Raw genomic sequence first — 17,206 nt, forward strand, 5'->3', positions numbered from 1 at the left:
GCGCCTCAGCCGCCGGTCACGGGCGGGAAGAAAGCCACTTCGGCCCCATCCGCGACCTCGGCCTGCTCATGGCTGAGCTGCTGGTTCAGCGCACAGCGCAAGGCACGCTCGCGCGACAGGGCGGAGGCATGCGGCTCCCCGCGCGCCAGCAGCTGATCCCGCAGTGCGCCCAGGGTCAGACCCGGCTGCCAGTCCAGCGTCTCGCTGGCGCCCAGGGCCTCGCGCAGGGCCGCAAAGTAGCGCACGGTGATGCTCATGACAGCAGCTCGCTGAATGGAATGAAGCGCACCATCTGGCCGGGCTCGATGAGCTGGCCGGGCGGGTTGTCCACCAGGCCATCGCCCCAGACGGCCGAGGTCAGCACGCCCGAGCCCTGATTGGCGAAGAGATCCAGTCCACCCGCCGCATTGAGCCGCACGCGCATGAACTCGCGCCGCTTGTCGGCCTTGGGCCAGGCAAAGTCGGCGCGCAGGCTGAAGCCCTTGGCCTGCAGCGCCGAGGCGCCTTGCAGACGCAGGATCACGGGCCGCACCAGCAGCAAGAAGGTGATGAAGCTGGCCACCGGGTTGCCAGGCAGACCGATGAACCAGCTCTCGCCCACCCGGCCGAAGGCCAGGGGCTTGCCGGGCTTGATCGCAATCTGCCACAGATCCAGCCGCCCCTCGGCCTGCACCGCCGGGCGCAGATGGTCTTCCTCGCCCACCGAGACGCCGCCAGACGTGATGATCAGGTCCGCCCGCGCGGCCGCCTCGCGCAGCGCGGCGCGGGTGGCGTCCAGGCTGTCGGGCACGATGCCCAGATCGATCACCTCGCAGCCCAGGCCCTGCAGCAGGCCACGCAGGGTGAAGCGGTTGCTGTTGTAGATGGCGCCGGGCTTGAGCGGCTGGGGATTGTCACTGGGCATGACCAGCTCATCGCCGGTGGAGAACAGGGCCACGCGCGGGCGGGCGGCCACCTGCAGCGTGGCCGCGCCCACCGAGGCGGCCAGGCCCAGGGACGCGGCATCGAGCTTATGGCCCACGGCCAGCACGGTGGAACCCTGCTGCACATCCTCGCCACGGCGGCGGATGTGCTGGCCCGGGCTGGGCGGGGTCTTGACGCGCACGCCGCCCTCCACGACCTCGCAGAGCTCCTGCATCACCACGCAGTCCGCCCCCGGCGGGATGGGCGCACCGGTGAAGATGCGCGCCGCGGTGCCGGGCTGCAGGGGCTGGGGCACGCTGCCGGCCGGCACGCGCTGGCTGATGGGCAGCAGGTCGGCGGCGGCATCGATCACGCGCAGGGCGTAGCCGTCCATGGCCGTGTTGTCGGCGGGCGGCACGTCCAGGGTGGAAACCACCTCGGCGGCCAACACCCGGCCCAGGGCGTCAAAGGTGGAGACGCTCTCGACACGGCCCAGCGGGGCCACGGCGCCCAGCAGGCGGGCGAGCGCCTCGTCCAGGCTCTGCAGCGGGGGACGCGGAGCGGCGGACTCAGACATGGGCTTGGATGAAGACCTTCACTTGCGCCACATCGGCCGGCAGCACGGTGACGCGCTTGGGCAGGGCCTCGATATTCTCGAGGCCCGCGGGGCGCGGCGGCTCAAGGCCCAGGGCCTCGCGGATGGTGGCCGCAAACTTGGCCGGCAGCGCGGTTTCAAGCACCAGCATGGTCGTGCCGGGCTCGCGCTGCTCCAGCGCCACCTTGAGGCCATCGGCCGTGTGGGTGTCGATCAGCTGGCCGTACTGCTGGTGGCACAGACGGATCGTGGCCAGGCGGTCGGCATGGGTGGAGCGGCCCGAGCTGAAGCCGAAGTCGGCAATGCGGGCCTTGTCCTCGGCGCTCAGCACAAAGCCGCCCGCCTGCGTGAACAGGGCCTTCACGCGCGCACCGTCGCGGCCCAGCAGGTCGGCGATGAAGCGCTCGAAATTGCTGGCCTTGGAGATGTCCATGGAGGGGCTGGAGGTCTCGTGCGTGTCGGCGCTGCCGCGCGGGCGGTAGACGCCGGTGCGGAAGAACTCGTCCAGCACATCGTTCTCATTGGTGGCCACCACCAGCTTGGCAATCGGCAGGCCCATCATGCGGGCCACATGGCCGGCGCAGACATTGCCGAAATTGCCCGAGGGCACGGTGAAGCTGACCTGCTCCTCATTCGACTTCGTGGCCTGGAAGTAGCCCGCGAAGTAGTAGACAACCTGGGCCAGCAGGCGCGCCCAGTTGATGGAGTTGACCGTGCCGATGCGGTACTGACGCTTGAAGTCCAGATCGTTGGAGACGGCCTTGACGATGTCCTGGCAGTCGTCGAACACGCCCTCGACCGCCAGGTTGTGGATATTGGCGTCCTGCAGGCTGAACATCTGGGCCTGCTGGAAGGGGCTCATGCGACCATTCGGGCTGAGCATGAAGACATTCACGCCGGCCTTGCCGCGCATGGCGTACTCGGCCGCGCTGCCGGTATCGCCCGAGGTGGCGCCCAGGATGTTGAGCGTCTCGCCACGGCGACCCAGCTCGTACTCGAAGAGCTGGCCCAGCAGCTGCATGGCCATGTCCTTGAAGGCCAGCGTGGGGCCGTTGGACAGGGCTTCGAGCGCCAGGCCCGGCTCCAGGGTCTTGAGCGGCGTGATCTCGGGCGTGCCGAAGACCTCGGCCGTGTAGCTGCGGCGCACGAGGACGCGCAGATCCTCGGCCGGGATGTCGTCGATATAGAGGCTCAGGATCTCGAAGGCCAGGTCGGCGTAGGCCAGGCCGCGCCAGCGCTGCAATGTCGCGGCGTCGATCTGCGGGTACTGCGTGGGCAGGTAGAGACCGCCGTCCGGCGCCAGGCCCTCCAGCAGGATGTCGCAAAAACGTCGCTCGTCGTGGTCCCCGCGGGTGCTGATGTACTTCATGGTGGCCGGCAATGATGGAAGCCCGAAGTCTATACGGCTGGCGCGACCTCCCCGGGGATCGGGTCAGGCCGCCAGGAGATCCAGCAACTGCCGCACCGGCGCCCGGTCGAGCACGGCGCGCCGGTACAGCAGGAAGTAGCTCTGGCGCAGCGGCGCCGGGCCGGCAAACGGCGCCACCAGCAGGCCAGCGTCGAGCTCCGCCTGCACCAGCAGGCGCGGTGCCAGGGCCAGGCCGCCGCCCAGGCGCGCCGATTCCAGGCACATCATGCCGTTGGCGAAACTGGCACTGCCCAGCAGCTCGGGAACGATCAGCTGGCTGGCCTGCAGCCAGCGTGCCCAGCTCGGGTACTCGGTCATGCCCTGCAGGGGGCGATCATGCAGCAGCCTCAGGCTCGACCAGTCGCTGCCGGCATCCAGCGCCTCCAGGCCCAGGCTTTGCAAATAGCCAGGGCTGCAGACCGGCACGACCTCGCAGCTGAACAGCTCACGGCTGCAGACCTCGGCGCCCACACCCGGCTGATAGTCCAGCAGCAGGTCCTGGCGCTCGGGATCCCGATCCAGCTCGGTCTCGATCTCGAAGTGGCAGCAAGGCATGGCCGCCATCAGCGCCGGCAGCCGCGGCAGCAGCCAGCGATGGCACAGGAGCGGCCGCACCGCCAGGCGCACCGTCTCCAGGCGACGGCCCCGCAGGCCCAGGGTGGCCTGGCGCAGCCGGCTGAAGGCCTCGCTGACCTCGGGCAGGTAGCGCTCACCCTCGGGCGTCAGGCGCAAGCCCTTGGCCTCTCGCACGAACAGCTGTACATCGAGGTACTCCTCCAGCTGCTTGACATGCAGGCTGACCGCTCCGGCCGTGACGAACAGTTCCTTGGCAGCCGCGGTGAAGTTGAGCTTGCGCGCCGCGGCCTCGAAGGCGCGCAGCGCGTTCAGCGGCGGCAGGCGCTCCTTGAGCTTGGGACGCAGGGACTCGAGCGCGGCGCGGGAGCTGGACATGACGGAAACCAAGGACCTCAGCGATAGGGGGTCTGAGTGTAGGGGCGCTGAGCGGGCGCCGCACCCCAGTCCTTGTTGGGCTCGGCCTGCATATGGAACACCAGCTCCGCTCCCGCCGCCAGGGCCTCATGCGCCAGCACGCTGCTGTGATGCTCGCGGCCATTGAGGGTGACACGTCCGACATAGACGTTCTCTTCGGCGTAGTTCTCGGCGCGCACGCTGAACACCCGGCCGTTGGGCAGCCGCAAGCGGGCCGCACGCACGAAGGGCCGGCCGATCACGTACTCGTTGCTGCCCGGCGCCACGGGGTAGAAGCCCAGGGCACTGAACAGCAGCCAGGCCGACATCTGGCCCAGGTCGTCGTTGCCGGCCAGACCGGCTGCGCCGTTCTTGTACTGGCTGGGCACGATCTGAGCCAGCCGCGCCTGGGTCTTCCAGGGTGCGCCGGCGAAGGCGTAGAGGTAGGCGATATGGTGGCTGGGCTCGTTGCCATGCGCGTAATGGCCGATCAGGCCGGCGATGTCCTCCATATGCGAGTACATCTTGGCATTGGTCTCGGCCTCGAAGATCTCGTCCAGGCGCTTCACCAGGCCTGCATCGCCACCCAGGTTCGCGACCAGGGCCGCGCCGTCGTGCGGCACGTACCAGGAGTACTGCCAGGCGCTGCCCTCGGTGTAGTCGCTGCCGTAGCCGGCGGCCGTGGGATCGAAGGGCAGGCGGAACTCACCGGCACTGCTCTTGCCGCGAACAAATCCGGTCTGCGGATCCAGCAGATGTCGGAAGCTCTGGGCGCGCCGGTAGTAGGTGGCGGCGGTCTCGGCCTCGCCCAGTGACTCGGCCATGCGCGCCAGCGTCCAGTCGTCGAAGGAGTACTCGAGGGTCTTGGACGCGCCCTCGCCTTCCAGATCAAAGGGCACGTAGCCGTACTGCAGGTAGTCGCCGATGCCGCCATATGGCGCGTACTCGGCGCTGGCACGCATGGCCTGCAGCGCACGCTGAGGATCGAAGCCGCGCACGCCCTTGAGCCAGGCGTCGGCGATCACCGGCAAGGCGTGGTAGCCGATCATGCACCAGGTCTCCAGGCCGTGGAACTGCCAGACCGGCAGGATGCCGTGCGGGCTGTGCGCCTGCGAGACCAGCAGGGACTGGATGAAGTCGCTGTTGCGCTGCTCGCTCTGGCACAGCAGCAGCCAGGGATGCAGGGCACGGTAGGTATCCCACAGCGAAAAGGTGCTGTGGTAGCGGAAGCCTTCGGCGCGGTGCACTTGGTTGTCCGGGCCGCGGTACTGGCCGTCCAGGTCCATGAACAGGCTGGGCGCCTGAAGCGCGTGGTACTGGGCCGTATAGAGATTGCGGCGCATGGCCTCGTCGGCCTCGATCTCCAGCACGCCCAGGGCCTCGTCCCAGGCCGCGGCCGCAGCGCGGCGCTCGGCGTCGAAATCCCAGCCCGGCATTTCGGCAAGATTGGCGATGGCCTGATCCTCGCTGACGGTCGAGATCGCGACCTTGACCAGCAGCTGCCCCTGCGGCAGTTCAGCGCCGAACTCGAACACGCCCAGCAGCTTGGTGCCTTCGAGCACCCGCTTGTCCTGCGGCGCACGGCCCGGCGTGCGAAAGCCTCGGTAGGCGATGCCGTCCTCGGTGTTGTGCAGCTCGCTGCGCAGCAGGGGCTGGGAGAACTCGATGGCGAAGTGCAGCTGGCGCCCCGGCGCCCAACCGCGCGTCTGGCGCATGCCGGTCACCAGGCGATCGCCGCGCAGGCGCAGACGCGCCCACTGGTTCTTGTCCTTGTGGTCGTAAAGGCTGGTGCGCAGATCCAGCAGCAGCTTGCCGGCGATGCCGCTGCCGTAGTGATAGCGGTGCAGGCCAACGCGCTCAGACGCCGTCAGCTCCACATCAATCTCATGATCCAGCAGGCGCACCGCGTAGTAACCCGGCTCGCCGCGCTCCAACTCGTGCGAGAAGCGCGAGCGATAGCCGCTCATCGCGCGCTCAGGATAGCCTGGCTCCAGCCGGGTCGCGCCGGTGAAGGGCATCAGCAGCACATCGCCGAGATCGCCATGGCCGGTGCCCGAGAAATGGGTGTGGGAGAAGCCAAGGATGGACTCGTCCTCGTAGCGGTAGCCCGCGCACCAGGGATAGCTCTCACGGTGCGAGCGATGGGCGGTATCCGGACCCAGCTGCACCATGCCGAAGGGTCGGGTCGCGCCGGGATGGCAGTGGCCATCACCACCCGTGCCGATGAAGACGTCGACAGCGGCGCTGGGCGAATCAGGAGCGGCAAGGGCGCGGGCGGCAAAGATGGACATGGATCGCAGGGTGTTCTTCTGGGTTGGGCGGCAGGCTCCAGGGCACTCGCCGCAAGTGACGTCATCCTAATCAGCAGCCCGCGAGGCGGCATCCGATACTTTCTGAGCCTGTGCCCCAGTTTTCATCCTCGCATCCGCACTCGCACGGCACACCCAGGAATCCTGCACCCCGCCCCCAGCTCTTCTCCATCGCCAAGCGCGGGTCGTCCTCCGAAGATCGCAGCCCACCCCGCCAAGAAGGCAGTGTCTTAGAACATTGGAGGACGACAGATGAACCCCCGCCCGATAACCCTTGCCGTGACGGCCCTGCTGAGCTTGCAGGCCTCCCAGACCCTGGCGCAAGCCACCGAGACAACGCCCAGCAGCAACGCCGAGGCCGTGCAACTCAAGCGCGTCCTCGTCACCGGCAGCCACATCCGGCGCCTCGACAAGGAGGGTGCCGCGCCCGTCACCGTCTTCACCCGTGAAGATATCGAGCGCACCGGCAACACCTCGGTAGGCGACCTGATGCGCGAACTGAGCATCCAGGGCTCCCTCAACATCAACGAGAACCAGCTCAGCGGCTACACGCCGGGCGCGCAAAGCATGAACCTGCGCGGCCTGGGCGGCCAGTCCACGCTGGTGCTGGTGAACGGTCGCCGCCTGGTGAACTATCCGCGCGCGGCCGGCGCCGAGTTCTTCGGCGACCTCAACTCCCTGCCCATGCATGCAGTGGAGCGCATCGAAGTGCTGCGCGATGGCGCCTCCGCGCTCTACGGCTCGGATGCCATCGCCGGCGTGGTGAACTTCATCCTGCGCGACAACTACCAGGGTCTGGACCTGGATCTGCAGGTCGGCGAGTCCAAGTACAAGGACGCCGGCCGGCGCACCGTCTCGGCAGTGGCCGGTTTCGGCGAACTCCGCGAGCAGGGCTTCAATGTCTGGGGCAACGTCGAGCTCTCGCAGCGCGACCCCTACTTTCAGGGGCGCCGCAAGGACAGCTACATCGGCAATCGCGATGCACGCCCCTGGGGCTGGCTCAATGACCTGAGCCGCTACAGCACCTACGGCAATCTCAACCTGCCGCTGAAGGCCCCCAAGGACGACCCCGTCACCGGCCGCAAGCAGGTGCGCACCCTGCTGATCCCGCTCAACAAGGCCTGCGATGCCGCACGCCTGTACGAGCACCCCAACCCGATCTTCGGCGGCAAGGCCTGCTGGTTCGACGAGTTCCACGACACCCAGACCCAGGCCGGCAGCGAATCGGAGCGGCTGGCCTTCAACGGCCGCGCCAGCTTCCTCATCAACGACAGCACCGAAGGCTTCGTGGCCCTGACCGCCACCCGCAACACGGCCGATGTGCGGCGCATTCCCGAGCTCTATGGGCCCTGGAATGAAGTGAAGCTGGGCCCGAATCACCCGCAATACCCCAAGGCAGCGGATCTGCCCGCCGGTTTCAGCCTGGACGATATCGCGGCCACCCAGATCACCTACAACTTCGCCGATGTGGGCGGCGCTGGTGCCCATGTGGTGAGCGAGTACCGCAACCTGAACGCCGGCCTGCGCGGCAGCTTCGGCGACTGGGATTGGGACACCGGCCTGAGCGTCCAGCGCGCCCGCGCCGATGCCACCCGCGTGGGTGAGCTGCTGAAGGACCCGGTCCACAAGGCCATTGAAAGCGGCGCCTACCGCTTCGGCGGCCCCAACCCGCAGTCCCTGCTCGACAGCCTGCAGGGCAAGACCACCGACGCCTTCCGCACCAGCCTGCAGACCGTCGACGCGCGAGTGTCCAACGCCAAGGTCTTCAAGCTGCCGGCCGGTTCCGTGGGTCTGGCCCTCGGTGTCGAGAGCCGCAAGGAGTCCTACTGGGCCAAGCTTGACCCGCTGGCCAGCACCGGCGCCTTCCTGAGCATCGTCACCATGCCGGACGGCTGGGACATCAGCCGGCGCGTCAACGCCGCCTACGGCGAGCTGAGCATCCCCCTGCTCAAGACCCTTGAAGCCCAGGTGGCGCTGCGCCACGACCGCTACAGCGACGCTGGCGGCGCCACCAAGCCCAAGCTTGCGCTGAAGTGGCGCCCGGCTGCCGAGCTGATGCTGCGCGCGACCTATGCCGGCGGCTTCCGCGCGCCCAATGTGCTGGAGGTGCGACCGCTGGAGATCCAGAGCCTTGGCTCGGTCCGGGACCCGCAGCGCTGCGTGGGCAGTGACTGCGACGCCTTCCCCGTGGTGGCCAACGGCGGCAACCCCGCACTCAAGCCCGAGCAGGCCAAGAGCTGGTTCCTGGGCCTGGGCTACGAGCCCCTGCCCGGCCTGAGCTTCACGCTGGACTACTGGAAGATCGAGCGCGATAACGAGATCGTGGACGCCAACCCCCAGTACATCCTGGACAATCCGGACAAGTTCCCCGGCGCCGTGATCCGCGCCCCGCTGGACCCGCTGGACCCGCCCGAGTACAAGGCCGGCAAGATCAGCTTGATCAAGGCCATCAAGCGCAATCTGGCCCTGACCCGCACGGACGGCCTGGATTTCGAGGCACGCAAGTCGCTGCGCACCGAAGGCTGGGGCCGCTTCGACTTCAAGGCCGAGGGCACCTATGTGCTGAACTTCGCCAGCAAGGAGACGCCGCAAGCCCGCTGGGAAGAAACCCAGGGCATCTATGGCCAGCCCCAGCTGCGCTACGAGTTGGGCGTGGACTGGAGCCTGGGCAACTGGGGCCTGGGCCTGCAGCGCCGCACGGTGGGCAAGTTCAACAGCAGCAATCCGGAGCGCAGCGACTACTGCGCCACCGCCAAGCGCAACAACAAGTCCACCGACTGGTGCCGCATCCCGGCCTTCTCGACCTACGAGTTCGCGGTGCGCCACAAGGGCCTGGTCAAGGGACTGGAGCTGCAGCTCCATGTTGACAACCTGTTCAACAAGACCCCGCCGCTCAATATCGACGACGGCAGCCAGCGCATCTTCGGCGGCCTGCACAGCTCCATGGGGCGCTATGTGCAGCTGAGCGCCCGCTACCGCTACTGATCGCCAGCAGCACGCCACCACAAAGCGCCCCGCCCCCGCGGAGCGCGCTCATTGACAATCCCCACCACCATGCCTATCACGCCTTCCGCACGCATCGCCGCCCTGGTCCTGGCGGCCGCACTCGGCGCCTGTGCCAGCCCCACCCAGCACGACGAAGCCTGGACCCGCGTTGCCAGCCCGACGCTGGACTATCGCCCGGACGCCTCACCGGGGGCCAAGGCCTTTGCCGCCCTGGTGCCCGATCCCCAGGCCTATCTGCACGACATCGCACGCAAGGTCGCCCGAACCCTCTACAAGAACCCGGCCGACGTGCCGGCCTTCTCCACGCTGGAGCTGCGCATCGAGCGCTGGGAGAATGAGCCCAAGGGTATTGCCTGGAAGGCCGGCGAGCCGCCGCGCATCACCGTCAATGTCAACGCCTACTACCTCGAGAAATACGCCGCCGATGGCGGCAATGTGGCCGAGGAAGTGCGCGGCATCCTGTTCCACGAGATGACGCACGCCTACCAGCACTACACCGGCATGGCTCCCCAGGCCATCGAAGGCGTGGCCGACCTGGTGCGCTACAAGGCCGGCTACCAGCCGCCCCGCCACCGCAAGACCGGCGGCAGCTTCAAGGACGGCTACAAGACCACCTCCTTCTTCTTCGCCTGGCTGGAGGAGCACAAGGGCTTCCGGGACTTCGGTATCTGCTTCAACGCCAGCGCCAGCCCCAATGGCCCGGCCAGCGGGCAGGTCACGCCCTGGAGCTGGGAGGCCGCGACGGCCGCCTGCACCGCCGGCGGCCGGATCGACGAGCTCTGGAGCGAGTACCAGGTCTGGGTGGCGCAGAACCCGAGTCAGACGCAGCGCTGAGCGGCATGGGTATGCAGCGTCGCCAACTACTTCTCAGCGCCGCGCTCGGTGTCGGCACCGGACTGTGGCCCGACGCCCAGGCTGCCGCGTCGGTGCCTGCCTCGGGCGTGTTGCGCCTGGCCTTCAAGGCTGCCGAGACCGGCTTCGATCCGGCGCGCATCTCGGACGGCTATTCACGCGCGGTCACCGGCCACATCTTCGAGGCCTTGTACGGCTACGACCACCTGGCCCGGCCGGTCAAGATCCAGCCCCTGACCGCCGCCGCGCTGCCTGAGATCAGCGCCGACTTCCGCACTTTCACCATCCGACTGCGGCCGGGCATCTACTTCGCCGAGGACCCCGCCTTCAAGGGGCGCCGGCGCGAGCTGGTGGCGGCCGACTATGTCTACAGCTTCAAGCGCATCGCGGACCCGGCCTGGATGTCGCCCATGCTGCCCTTCGTGCTGACGGCCGGCATGATAGGCATGGACGAGTTGCGCGCCGCCGCCCTGGCTGGCGCACCCTTCGACTATGACCGTGAGATCGAGGGCCTGCGCGCGCTGGATCGCTACACGCTGCAGATCCGCTGCCGCGCGCCGCGTCCGCGCCTGCTGGAACGCCTGGCGAGCTCGGACATCTTCGGGGCCGTGGCCCGCGAGGTCGTCGAAACCTACGGCCGCGATGTGGACGCGCATCCGGTGGGCACCGGGCCCTTCCGCCTGGCCGCATGGCGGCGGAGCTCGCGCATCGTGCTGGAGAAGAACCCGCAGTACCGTGAACGCTTCTACACGGGCGAGCCCGCCGCCGACGATGCCGAGGGTCAGGCCTTGCTCAAACGCTTTGCGGGCCGCCGCCTGCCCCTGGTGGAGCGGGTGGAGATCGCCATCATCGAGGAGGATCAGCCGCGCTGGCTGAGCTTCCTGAACGGCGAGTTGGACGTGATGGCGGCTCCGGGCGATGGCGTGCCGGCGGCCTTCATTCCCCACGCGATCCAGCATGGCCAGCTGGCACCGCAGCTGCAAAAGCGCGGCATCCGCCTGCACCGCCAGCTCAATGCCGACTGCTCGCTCTATTTCTTCGGCATGACGCATCCGGTGATCGGCGGCCTGGAGCCCGAGAAGATCGCACTGCGGCGCGCCATCAGCCTGGGCATCGATGTGGAGCGCAATATCAGCCTGCTGCGCCGCGGCCAGGGTGTGCCCGCGCAATCGCCCATCGTGCCGCACACCAGCGGCTACGACCCCGCCTTCAAGAGCGAGATGAGCAGCTTCGATCCGGCGCGCGCGCGCGCCCTGCTCGATGCCTACGGCTACAAGGACAGGGACGGCGACGGCTGGCGGGAACGGCCCGATGGCCAGCCCCTGACCCTGGAGATCGCGACCACGCCCGACAGCGGCGCCCGCCAGGCCGACGAGTTGTGGCGCATCAATATGCATCGCCTGGGCCTGCGGGTGAAGTTCCTGCCGGCCAAGTTCCCCGAGCATCTCAAGGCGGCGCGCGCCGGCAAGCTGATGATCTGGGGCTTCGCGGTGCAGAGCGATGTCCCCGACGGTCTGGCTGCGCTCGCCCGCTACAACGGGGCGCAGGCCGGCTCGCAGAATGTCTCGCGCTTCGCCCTGCCCGCCTTCGATGCCGTCTACGAGCGCCTGGAGGCCCTGCCCGACGGCCCGGAGCGCGAGGCCCTGTTCCTGCAGGCCAAGCGCCTGGCCGTGGCCTATGCGCCCTACAAGATCACGGCCCACCTGCTCAGCAACGACCTGACCCAGCCCTGGGTCAGCGGCTACCGTCGCCCCCTGTTCTGGAGCGACTGGTGGCAGTACGTGGAGGTCGGGCAGCTCAGCTGAGCTCGATGCGGCCGAGCCAGTCCTGGAGCTGGCCGGCCGTGGGCGGGCAGGCGCCCGCACCCAGGCAGGCCAGGGTGCCGCCCGCCACGGCACTGCGCAGATGCTGCTCGGCCCCGGCCTGGGGTGCCTGCATCAGGCTGTACAGCAAGGCGGCCATGGAGGCATCGCCGGCGCCGACGGTGTCCACCACCTCGATGCGCGGCGCGCGAGCCCGCAGCGTCTGCGCCCCCAGGTGCAGCTCCGCGCCGGCGGCGCCCAGGGTCAGCAGCACCAGCGCCTCGGGGTTCCAGGCGCGCAGCCGGGCCAGCCCGGCGCGCGGGTCGGCGCAGCGGAACAGGCCGCAAAGGTCTTCGTCCGATACCTTGATCACGTCCGCCAGCCGGCACATGCGCTCCAGCATGGCGTCGTAGCGGGCGTCCATCGCCACGCGGAAGTTGGGGTCGTAGGCGATGCGTCCGCCCGCGGCCTTGAAGGCCTGGGCCTGCTGCAGCAGTTGCTCGGCCAGCGGCGGTCGCGCTAGGCTGATGCCTCCGAACAGCGCCCACTGCGCCGCCTGCGGCCAACCCGTCGGCAGATGCCGGGCGTCGAAATGCAGATCGGCGCTGTTCTCCCCCACGAAGAAATAGCGCGGGGGATCGGTCTGGTAGACCAGGGCCAGCAGCGGCGGCCGCTCGAGCTGCTGCAGGAAGCGCAGATCCAGACCGGCCTCCGCGCTGGCAGACCACAAAGCCTGGCCCAGCACGTCGGCGCTGACCGCGCCGGCGAAGGCGCTCGTCATGCCCAGACGGGCCACGGCGCGCGCCACGTTCCAGGGTGCGCCGCCGCAGCTGCTGCGCCATTGATCGCCATCGCCGCAGCGAACCATATCGGTCAGCGCCTCACCGAAGGCGATGAAGCGCGGCAAGGCGGCATCGCACGCAGGATGAAGTTGCGCGCTCATGCGCCCGTCTCCCTGGAAGCTGCCCTGAAGGCGGCCACCAGCTCGTAGCAGGCACCCATGGTGTGATAGTCGGTCTTGCCGGCCGGGCTCTTCTCGTCGCTGTAGGCACTGTTGTCAGCGCGCAGGATGCGGAACCAGGCGCCATGGCGGTGGTCGATCATGTGCTGCCAGCTGTAGGCCCACAGCCGCTCGTACCAGTCCCAGAAGCGGGCCTCGCCGGTGCGCAGCGCCAGCAGGCCCGCGGCGGCCAGGCTTTCCGCCTGCACCCAGAAGTACTTGTCGCTGTCGCAGACCTCGCCCTGCAGGCCGAAGCCATAGACCATGCCGCCATGCTCGGCGTCCCAGCTGCGCTGCAGCGCCGCGTCGAACAGCTCGATCGCGCGCGGCAGCAGCCAGTCCGAGGGACCGGCCAGATGCGCGGCATGGCGCTCCATGATCAGCAGCAGCTTGGCCCATTCGGTCAGATGGCCGGGCTGGTAGCCCCAGGGCCGGAAGATATTGCTCTTGTCCTCGCGGTTGTAGTCCCAGTCCACCGACCAGTCCGGGCGGTAGTGCTCCCAGATCAGGCCGCCGGCAAGCGCGGCCTGGCGCTGCGTGATGGCGCGCGCCAGGGTTTCGGCGCGGTGCAAATAGCGCTGCTCACCGGTGGCCTCGTAGGCGGCCAGCAAGGCTTCGCAGGCGTGCATATTGGCGTTCTGCCCGCGGTAGGGCGAGAGCTCGCGCCAGTCGGCACTGGCTTCGTCGGCATAGAGCCTCGCAGCCGGCTCCCAGAAGCGCTGCTCCATCAGGGCCCAGGTCTCATCGATCCAGGCCCGCGCATGAAGCTCGCCGGCCATCAATGCGTGGGCATAGGCCAGCATGACGAACGCCAGGCCGTAGGCATGGTTGCTGCCATCCAGCACCCGGGCCTGGCCCTCGTGCCAGTCCAGCAGCCAGGCATAGCCGCCGGTCTGCGGGTTGCGATGGGCGCCGCGCAGGAACTCCAGTCCATGGCGCATGGCGTCCTGATGCCGGCGCTCGCCGAACTCGCGCCAGGCCATGGCCTGGTTGAAGATGAAGCGCGTGCTGCTGACCAGGTGACGCTGGCGCCGGTCATAGACCTGGCCGTCATCACGGTAGAAGTGGAAGAAGCCGCCGCTCGCGTCGACACAGCGAGGATCGTAGAAGTCCAGCGTGTGTCGCACATGGGCCAGCAAGGCCACTGGCTGGCGGAAGTCGGGCTGAGGAGGAACGGGCATGAGCTGGGAAAGCGCGGTCGATCAAGCCGCTATTACACGCCAGCCGACGCCCCGCGCCAGCCCAGGGCGGCCCGAGGATTGCTACAGCCCGCCCCCCAGGGAAACTCAGGCCAGCTCTTCCTTGCGGATGCGCACGATGGGCGCCAGCACCGTTTCCAGGGCCTGCATCTGGGTCAGGGCCTTGTCCATGCGGCCTTCCAGGGTCTCATGGGTCAGGATGATCAGATCGGTCTGCTTCTCGCCCTCGCCGGACTCGCGCTGCAGCACGGCGTCGATGGAGATGTCGTGCTCGGCCAGGATGGTGGTGATGCGCGAGAGCACGCCGGCCTGGTCGGCCACGACCAGACGCAGGTAGAAGCTCGTCGCCACCTGGGCCATGGGCAGGATGGGCGTGTCGCTCATCGCATCGGGGCGGAAGGCCAGATGCGGCACGCGGTGCTCGGGGTCGGCGGTGTGCAGGCGGGTGATGTCCACCAGGTCCGCCACCACGGCCGAGGCGGTGGGCTCGGAGCCGGCGCCCTTGCCGTAATAGAGCGTGGTGCCCACGGCATCGGCCTGCACCAGCACCGCGTTCATCGCGCCTTCCACATTGGCGATCAGGCGCTGGGCCGGGATCAGGGTCGGGTGCACGCGCAGCTCGATGCCGGCCTCGCGGCGGCGCGCGATGCCCAGCAGCTTGATGCGGTAGCCCAGCTGCTCGGCGTACTTGATGTCGGCGGCCTGCAGCTTGGTGATGCCCTCCACATGGGCCTTGTCGAACTGCACCGGGATGCCGAAGGCAATGGCGCTCATGATGGTGGCCTTGTGCGCAGCGTCCACACCCTCAATGTCGAAGGTGGGGTCGGCCTCGGCATAGCCCAGGCGCTGAGCCTCCTTGAGCACCACGCCAAAGTCCAGGCCCTTGGAGCGCATCTCCGAGAGGATGAAATTGGTGGTGCCATTGATGATGCCGGCGATCCACTCGATGCGATTGGCCGTCAGCCCCTCGCGCAGCGCCTTGATGATGGGAATGCCACCGGCCACCGCGGCCTCGAAGGCCACGATCACGCCCTTGGCATGGGCGGCGGCAAAGATCTCGGTGCCATGCACGGCCAAGAGGGCCTTGTTGGCGGTGACCACATGCTTGCCGGCGGCAATCGCCTCCAGCACCAGGGTCTTGGCCACGCCGTAGCCGCCAATCAGCTCGACCACGATGTCGATCTCGGGGTTGGCGATGACCTTGCGTGCATCATCGACCACCTCGCAGGCGTCGCCCGCGATGCTCTTGGCGCGGGCCAGGTCCAGATCGGCCACCATGGCGATCTCGATGCCACGGCCGGCACGCCCACGAATCTCTTCCTGGTTACGGCGCAGCACCTGGAAGGTGCCGCTGCCCACGGTGCCAATGCCCAAGAGGCCGACTTTGATCGCTTTCATCTGGAGTCTCAATTCGTCTGGATTAGGTTCGTTCTTCAACGGCCGGCGCGCTTGCGGTAGTGCGCCAGGAACCGTTCGATGCGGCCCACCGCGTCCTGGAGGTCGTCGGAGTTGGGCAGGAACACGAGGCGGAAGTGATCGGGGGCGATCCAGTTGAAGCCCGTCCCCTGAACGATCAGCACCTTTTCCTCGGCCAGCAGCTCGTAGGCGAACTGCTGGTCGTCCTCGATCGGATAGATCTTGGGGTCCAGGCGGGGGAACATATACAGCGCCGCTTTGGGCTTGACCACGCTGACGCCAGGAATCTGGCTCAGCAGCTCATAGGCCAGATCGCGCTGGCGGCACAGGCGGCCACCGGGGGCCACCAGGTCCTTGATGCTCTGGTAGCCGCCCAGGGCGGTCTGGATGGCCAGCTGCCCCGGCGTGTTGGCGCACAGGCGCATGGAGGCCAGCATATTGAGGCCGGTGATGTAGTCCTTGGCATGGCGTTTCTCGCCCGAGACGATCATCCAGCCGGCGCGGTAGCCGCAAGAGCGGTAGTTCTTAGACAGGCCGTTGAAGGTCAGGCACAGCACATCGTCGGCCAGCGAGGCAATGCTGGTGTGCACATGGCCGTCGTACAGCGTCTTGTCGTAGATCTCGTCGGCCATGATGATCAGCTGGTGCTGACGCGCGATCTCGACGATCTCCCGCAACAGGCTCTCCGGGTAGAGCGCACCCGTCGGGTTGTTGGGGTTGATGACGACGATGGCCTTGGTGTTGGGCGTGATCTTGGACTTGATGTCGTCGATGTCCGGGAACCAGTCGCTGCTCTCGTCGCACACGTAATGCACCGGATTGCCGCCGGAGAGCGCCACCGCCGCGGTGTAGAGCGGATAGTCGGGCGCGGGCAGCAGCACCTCGTCGCCGTTGTCCAGCAGGGCGTTGAGCGCCATCACGATCAGCTCGGAGGCGCCGTTGCCCAGATAGACGTCGTCCACCGTGACGCCGCGGATGTTCTTTTCCTGGCAGTAGTGCACCACCGCCTTGCGCGGCGCGAACAGGCCCTTGGAATCCGTATAACCCGCAGCCGCCGGCAGGTTGCGTATCATGTCCTGCACGATCTCGTCCGGGGGCTCCAGGCCGAAGGCGGCGATATTGCCGATGTTCAGCTTGATGATCTTCTGGCCCTCTTCCTCCATCTGCCGCGCCTTGTCGAGCACGGGCCCACGGATGTCGTAACAGACATTGGCCAGCTTGCTGGACTTGGCAATGGGCTTCAAGACGGACGCTCCTGATGAGGGATGAGATCGGACAAAGAAGAACCCGCGATTTAAACACAGGGTTTGCGCCGTTATCGGGCGTAACCCGCAGCAGCACAGCATGAAGTTCCAACTCGACGAGCAGCAAGGCGGCAACAGCATTTCGCGCCAGGAAGGCCAGAAGGTCTGGGTCAACGGTCAGGTTCACCAGCGCAGCCTGCTTGTGCCCTGGCGCGGCGAGGTCCAGGCATGGGATGCGGCGCGCTTCGAGGATCTCGGCGAGGCCCACTTCGAGCGCATCCTGGCGCTCAAACCCGAGCTGGTGGTGTTTGGCAGCGGAGCCCGGCTGCGATTTCTGCGCCCGGCCATCTATCGCTGTCTGATTGACGCGCGCATCGGCGTGGAAACCATGGACATGGCGGCCGCCTGCCGCACCTACAACGTGCTGGCCAGCGAGGGCCGCAGCGTGCTGGCGGCCCTGCTGATCGAGGCGCAGGGCTGAGCTGACACCGCACTCGCCAGAC

Annotated in this window: 13 protein-coding genes; 4 read left to right on the top strand and 9 right to left on the bottom strand. The window is 67.9% G+C overall.

What is annotated here, in order from left to right:
- Nucleotides 1–5: 5 nt before the first annotated feature.
- The 5 genes from DFR39_RS13275 to DFR39_RS13295 form a co-directional block, all read right to left on the bottom strand.
- The gene (locus tag DFR39_RS13275; RefSeq protein ID WP_133604061.1) at nt 6–257 is read right to left on the bottom strand and encodes a MoaD/ThiS family protein; all 252 of its coding nucleotides are present in this window, start codon (nt 255–257) and stop codon (nt 6–8) included.
- Nucleotides 254–1,480: a molybdopterin molybdotransferase MoeA gene (locus DFR39_RS13280; RefSeq protein WP_133604062.1), complete on the bottom strand. Its 1,227-nt coding sequence runs from the start codon at nt 1,478–1,480 to the stop codon at nt 254–256. Before DFR39_RS13280 ends, DFR39_RS13275 begins: the two co-directional genes overlap by 4 nt.
- A complete protein-coding gene (gene thrC / locus DFR39_RS13285; protein ID WP_133604063.1) occupies nt 1,473–2,867 on the bottom strand; it encodes a threonine synthase in 1,395 nt (464 codons plus the stop codon). The genes DFR39_RS13280 and thrC overlap by 8 nt, the downstream gene beginning before the upstream one ends.
- A 63-nt stretch (nt 2,868–2,930) precedes the next feature.
- Nucleotides 2,931–3,857 carry a LysR family transcriptional regulator gene (locus DFR39_RS13290; RefSeq protein ID WP_133604064.1) on the bottom strand — a complete coding sequence of 309 codons (927 nt, stop codon included), beginning with the start codon at nt 3,855–3,857 and terminating at the stop codon, nt 2,931–2,933.
- Between the two features lie 17 nt (nt 3,858–3,874).
- The gene (locus tag DFR39_RS13295) at nt 3,875–6,166 is read right to left on the bottom strand and encodes a GH92 family glycosyl hydrolase (protein ID WP_133604065.1); all 2,292 of its coding nucleotides are present in this window, start codon (nt 6,164–6,166) and stop codon (nt 3,875–3,877) included.
- A gap of 270 nt (nt 6,167–6,436) precedes the next feature.
- On the opposite strand from DFR39_RS13295, the gene DFR39_RS13300 reads away from it, so the two are divergent.
- From DFR39_RS13300 to DFR39_RS13310, 3 genes are all read left to right on the top strand, one after another.
- A complete protein-coding gene (locus tag DFR39_RS13300; protein ID WP_133604066.1) occupies nt 6,437–9,169 on the top strand; it encodes a TonB-dependent receptor plug domain-containing protein in 2,733 nt (910 codons plus the stop codon).
- A 69-nt stretch (nt 9,170–9,238) separates the two neighbouring features.
- Entirely contained in the window at nt 9,239–10,024 is a 786-nt protein-coding gene (locus DFR39_RS13305) for a basic secretory protein-like protein (protein WP_133604067.1), read from the top strand.
- Nucleotides 10,025–10,035: 11 nt separating this feature from the next.
- Nucleotides 10,036–11,847, top strand: a complete 1,812-nt coding sequence (locus DFR39_RS13310) for an ABC transporter substrate-binding protein (RefSeq protein WP_246030826.1) — start codon at nt 10,036–10,038, stop codon at nt 11,845–11,847.
- Here the strand turns inward: DFR39_RS13310 and DFR39_RS13315 are convergent.
- The 4 genes from DFR39_RS13315 to DFR39_RS13330 all read right to left on the bottom strand — a co-directional run bounded on the left by DFR39_RS13315 (nt 11,840) and on the right by DFR39_RS13330 (nt 16,703).
- A complete protein-coding gene (locus DFR39_RS13315; RefSeq protein WP_133604069.1) occupies nt 11,840–12,787 on the bottom strand; it encodes a carbohydrate kinase family protein in 948 nt (315 codons plus the stop codon). The two genes, DFR39_RS13310 and DFR39_RS13315, sit on opposite strands and share 8 nt — an antisense overlap.
- Complete coding sequence (locus tag DFR39_RS13320; protein WP_133604070.1) at nt 12,784–14,025, bottom strand: AGE family epimerase/isomerase; 1,242 nt, start codon at nt 14,023–14,025, stop codon at nt 12,784–12,786. Before DFR39_RS13320 ends, DFR39_RS13315 begins: the two co-directional genes overlap by 4 nt.
- A 105-nt stretch (nt 14,026–14,130) precedes the next feature.
- Complete coding sequence (locus tag DFR39_RS13325; protein WP_133604071.1) at nt 14,131–15,441, bottom strand: homoserine dehydrogenase; 1,311 nt, start codon at nt 15,439–15,441, stop codon at nt 14,131–14,133.
- 35 nt (nt 15,442–15,476) lie between these two features.
- Nucleotides 15,477–16,703 (bottom strand): pyridoxal phosphate-dependent aminotransferase, encoded by a 1,227-nt coding sequence (locus tag DFR39_RS13330; protein WP_133604072.1) that lies wholly within the window; start codon nt 16,701–16,703, stop codon nt 15,477–15,479.
- Between the two features lie 100 nt (nt 16,704–16,803).
- Here DFR39_RS13330 and DFR39_RS13335 point away from each other — a divergent pair, with 100 nt between their 5' ends.
- Nucleotides 16,804–17,184 (top strand): Mth938-like domain-containing protein, encoded by a 381-nt coding sequence (locus tag DFR39_RS13335; RefSeq protein ID WP_133604073.1) that lies wholly within the window; start codon nt 16,804–16,806, stop codon nt 17,182–17,184.
- Nucleotides 17,185–17,206: the final 22 nt, after the last annotated feature.

Origin of the sequence: Roseateles asaccharophilus, from assembly GCF_004362405.1 — a bacterium.
Lineage (GTDB): Bacteria > Pseudomonadota > Gammaproteobacteria > Burkholderiales > Burkholderiaceae_C > Kinneretia > Kinneretia asaccharophila.

Excerpts from the sequence above, each read along its gene's own strand:
- DFR39_RS13275 (WP_133604061.1), bottom strand. The coding sequence starts at position 257 with ATGAGCATCACCGTGCGCTACTTTGCGGCCCTGCGCGAGGCCCTGGGC.
- DFR39_RS13280 (WP_133604062.1), bottom strand. The coding sequence starts at position 1,480 with ATGTCTGAGTCCGCCGCTCCGCGTCCCCCGCTGCAGAGCCTGGACGAG.
- thrC (WP_133604063.1), bottom strand. The coding sequence starts at position 2,867 with ATGAAGTACATCAGCACCCGCGGGGACCACGACGAGCGACGTTTTTGC.
- DFR39_RS13290 (WP_133604064.1), bottom strand. The coding sequence starts at position 3,857 with ATGTCCAGCTCCCGCGCCGCGCTCGAGTCCCTGCGTCCCAAGCTCAAG.
- DFR39_RS13295 (WP_133604065.1), bottom strand. The coding sequence starts at position 6,166 with ATGTCCATCTTTGCCGCCCGCGCCCTTGCCGCTCCTGATTCGCCCAGC.
- DFR39_RS13300 (WP_133604066.1), top strand. The coding sequence starts at position 6,437 with ATGAACCCCCGCCCGATAACCCTTGCCGTGACGGCCCTGCTGAGCTTG.
- DFR39_RS13305 (WP_133604067.1), top strand. The coding sequence starts at position 9,239 with ATGCCTATCACGCCTTCCGCACGCATCGCCGCCCTGGTCCTGGCGGCC.
- DFR39_RS13310 (WP_246030826.1), top strand. The coding sequence starts at position 10,036 with ATGCAGCGTCGCCAACTACTTCTCAGCGCCGCGCTCGGTGTCGGCACC.
- DFR39_RS13315 (WP_133604069.1), bottom strand. The coding sequence starts at position 12,787 with ATGAGCGCGCAACTTCATCCTGCGTGCGATGCCGCCTTGCCGCGCTTC.
- DFR39_RS13320 (WP_133604070.1), bottom strand. The coding sequence starts at position 14,025 with ATGCCCGTTCCTCCTCAGCCCGACTTCCGCCAGCCAGTGGCCTTGCTG.
- DFR39_RS13325 (WP_133604071.1), bottom strand. The coding sequence starts at position 15,441 with ATGAAAGCGATCAAAGTCGGCCTCTTGGGCATTGGCACCGTGGGCAGC.
- DFR39_RS13335 (WP_133604073.1), top strand. The coding sequence starts at position 16,804 with ATGAAGTTCCAACTCGACGAGCAGCAAGGCGGCAACAGCATTTCGCGC.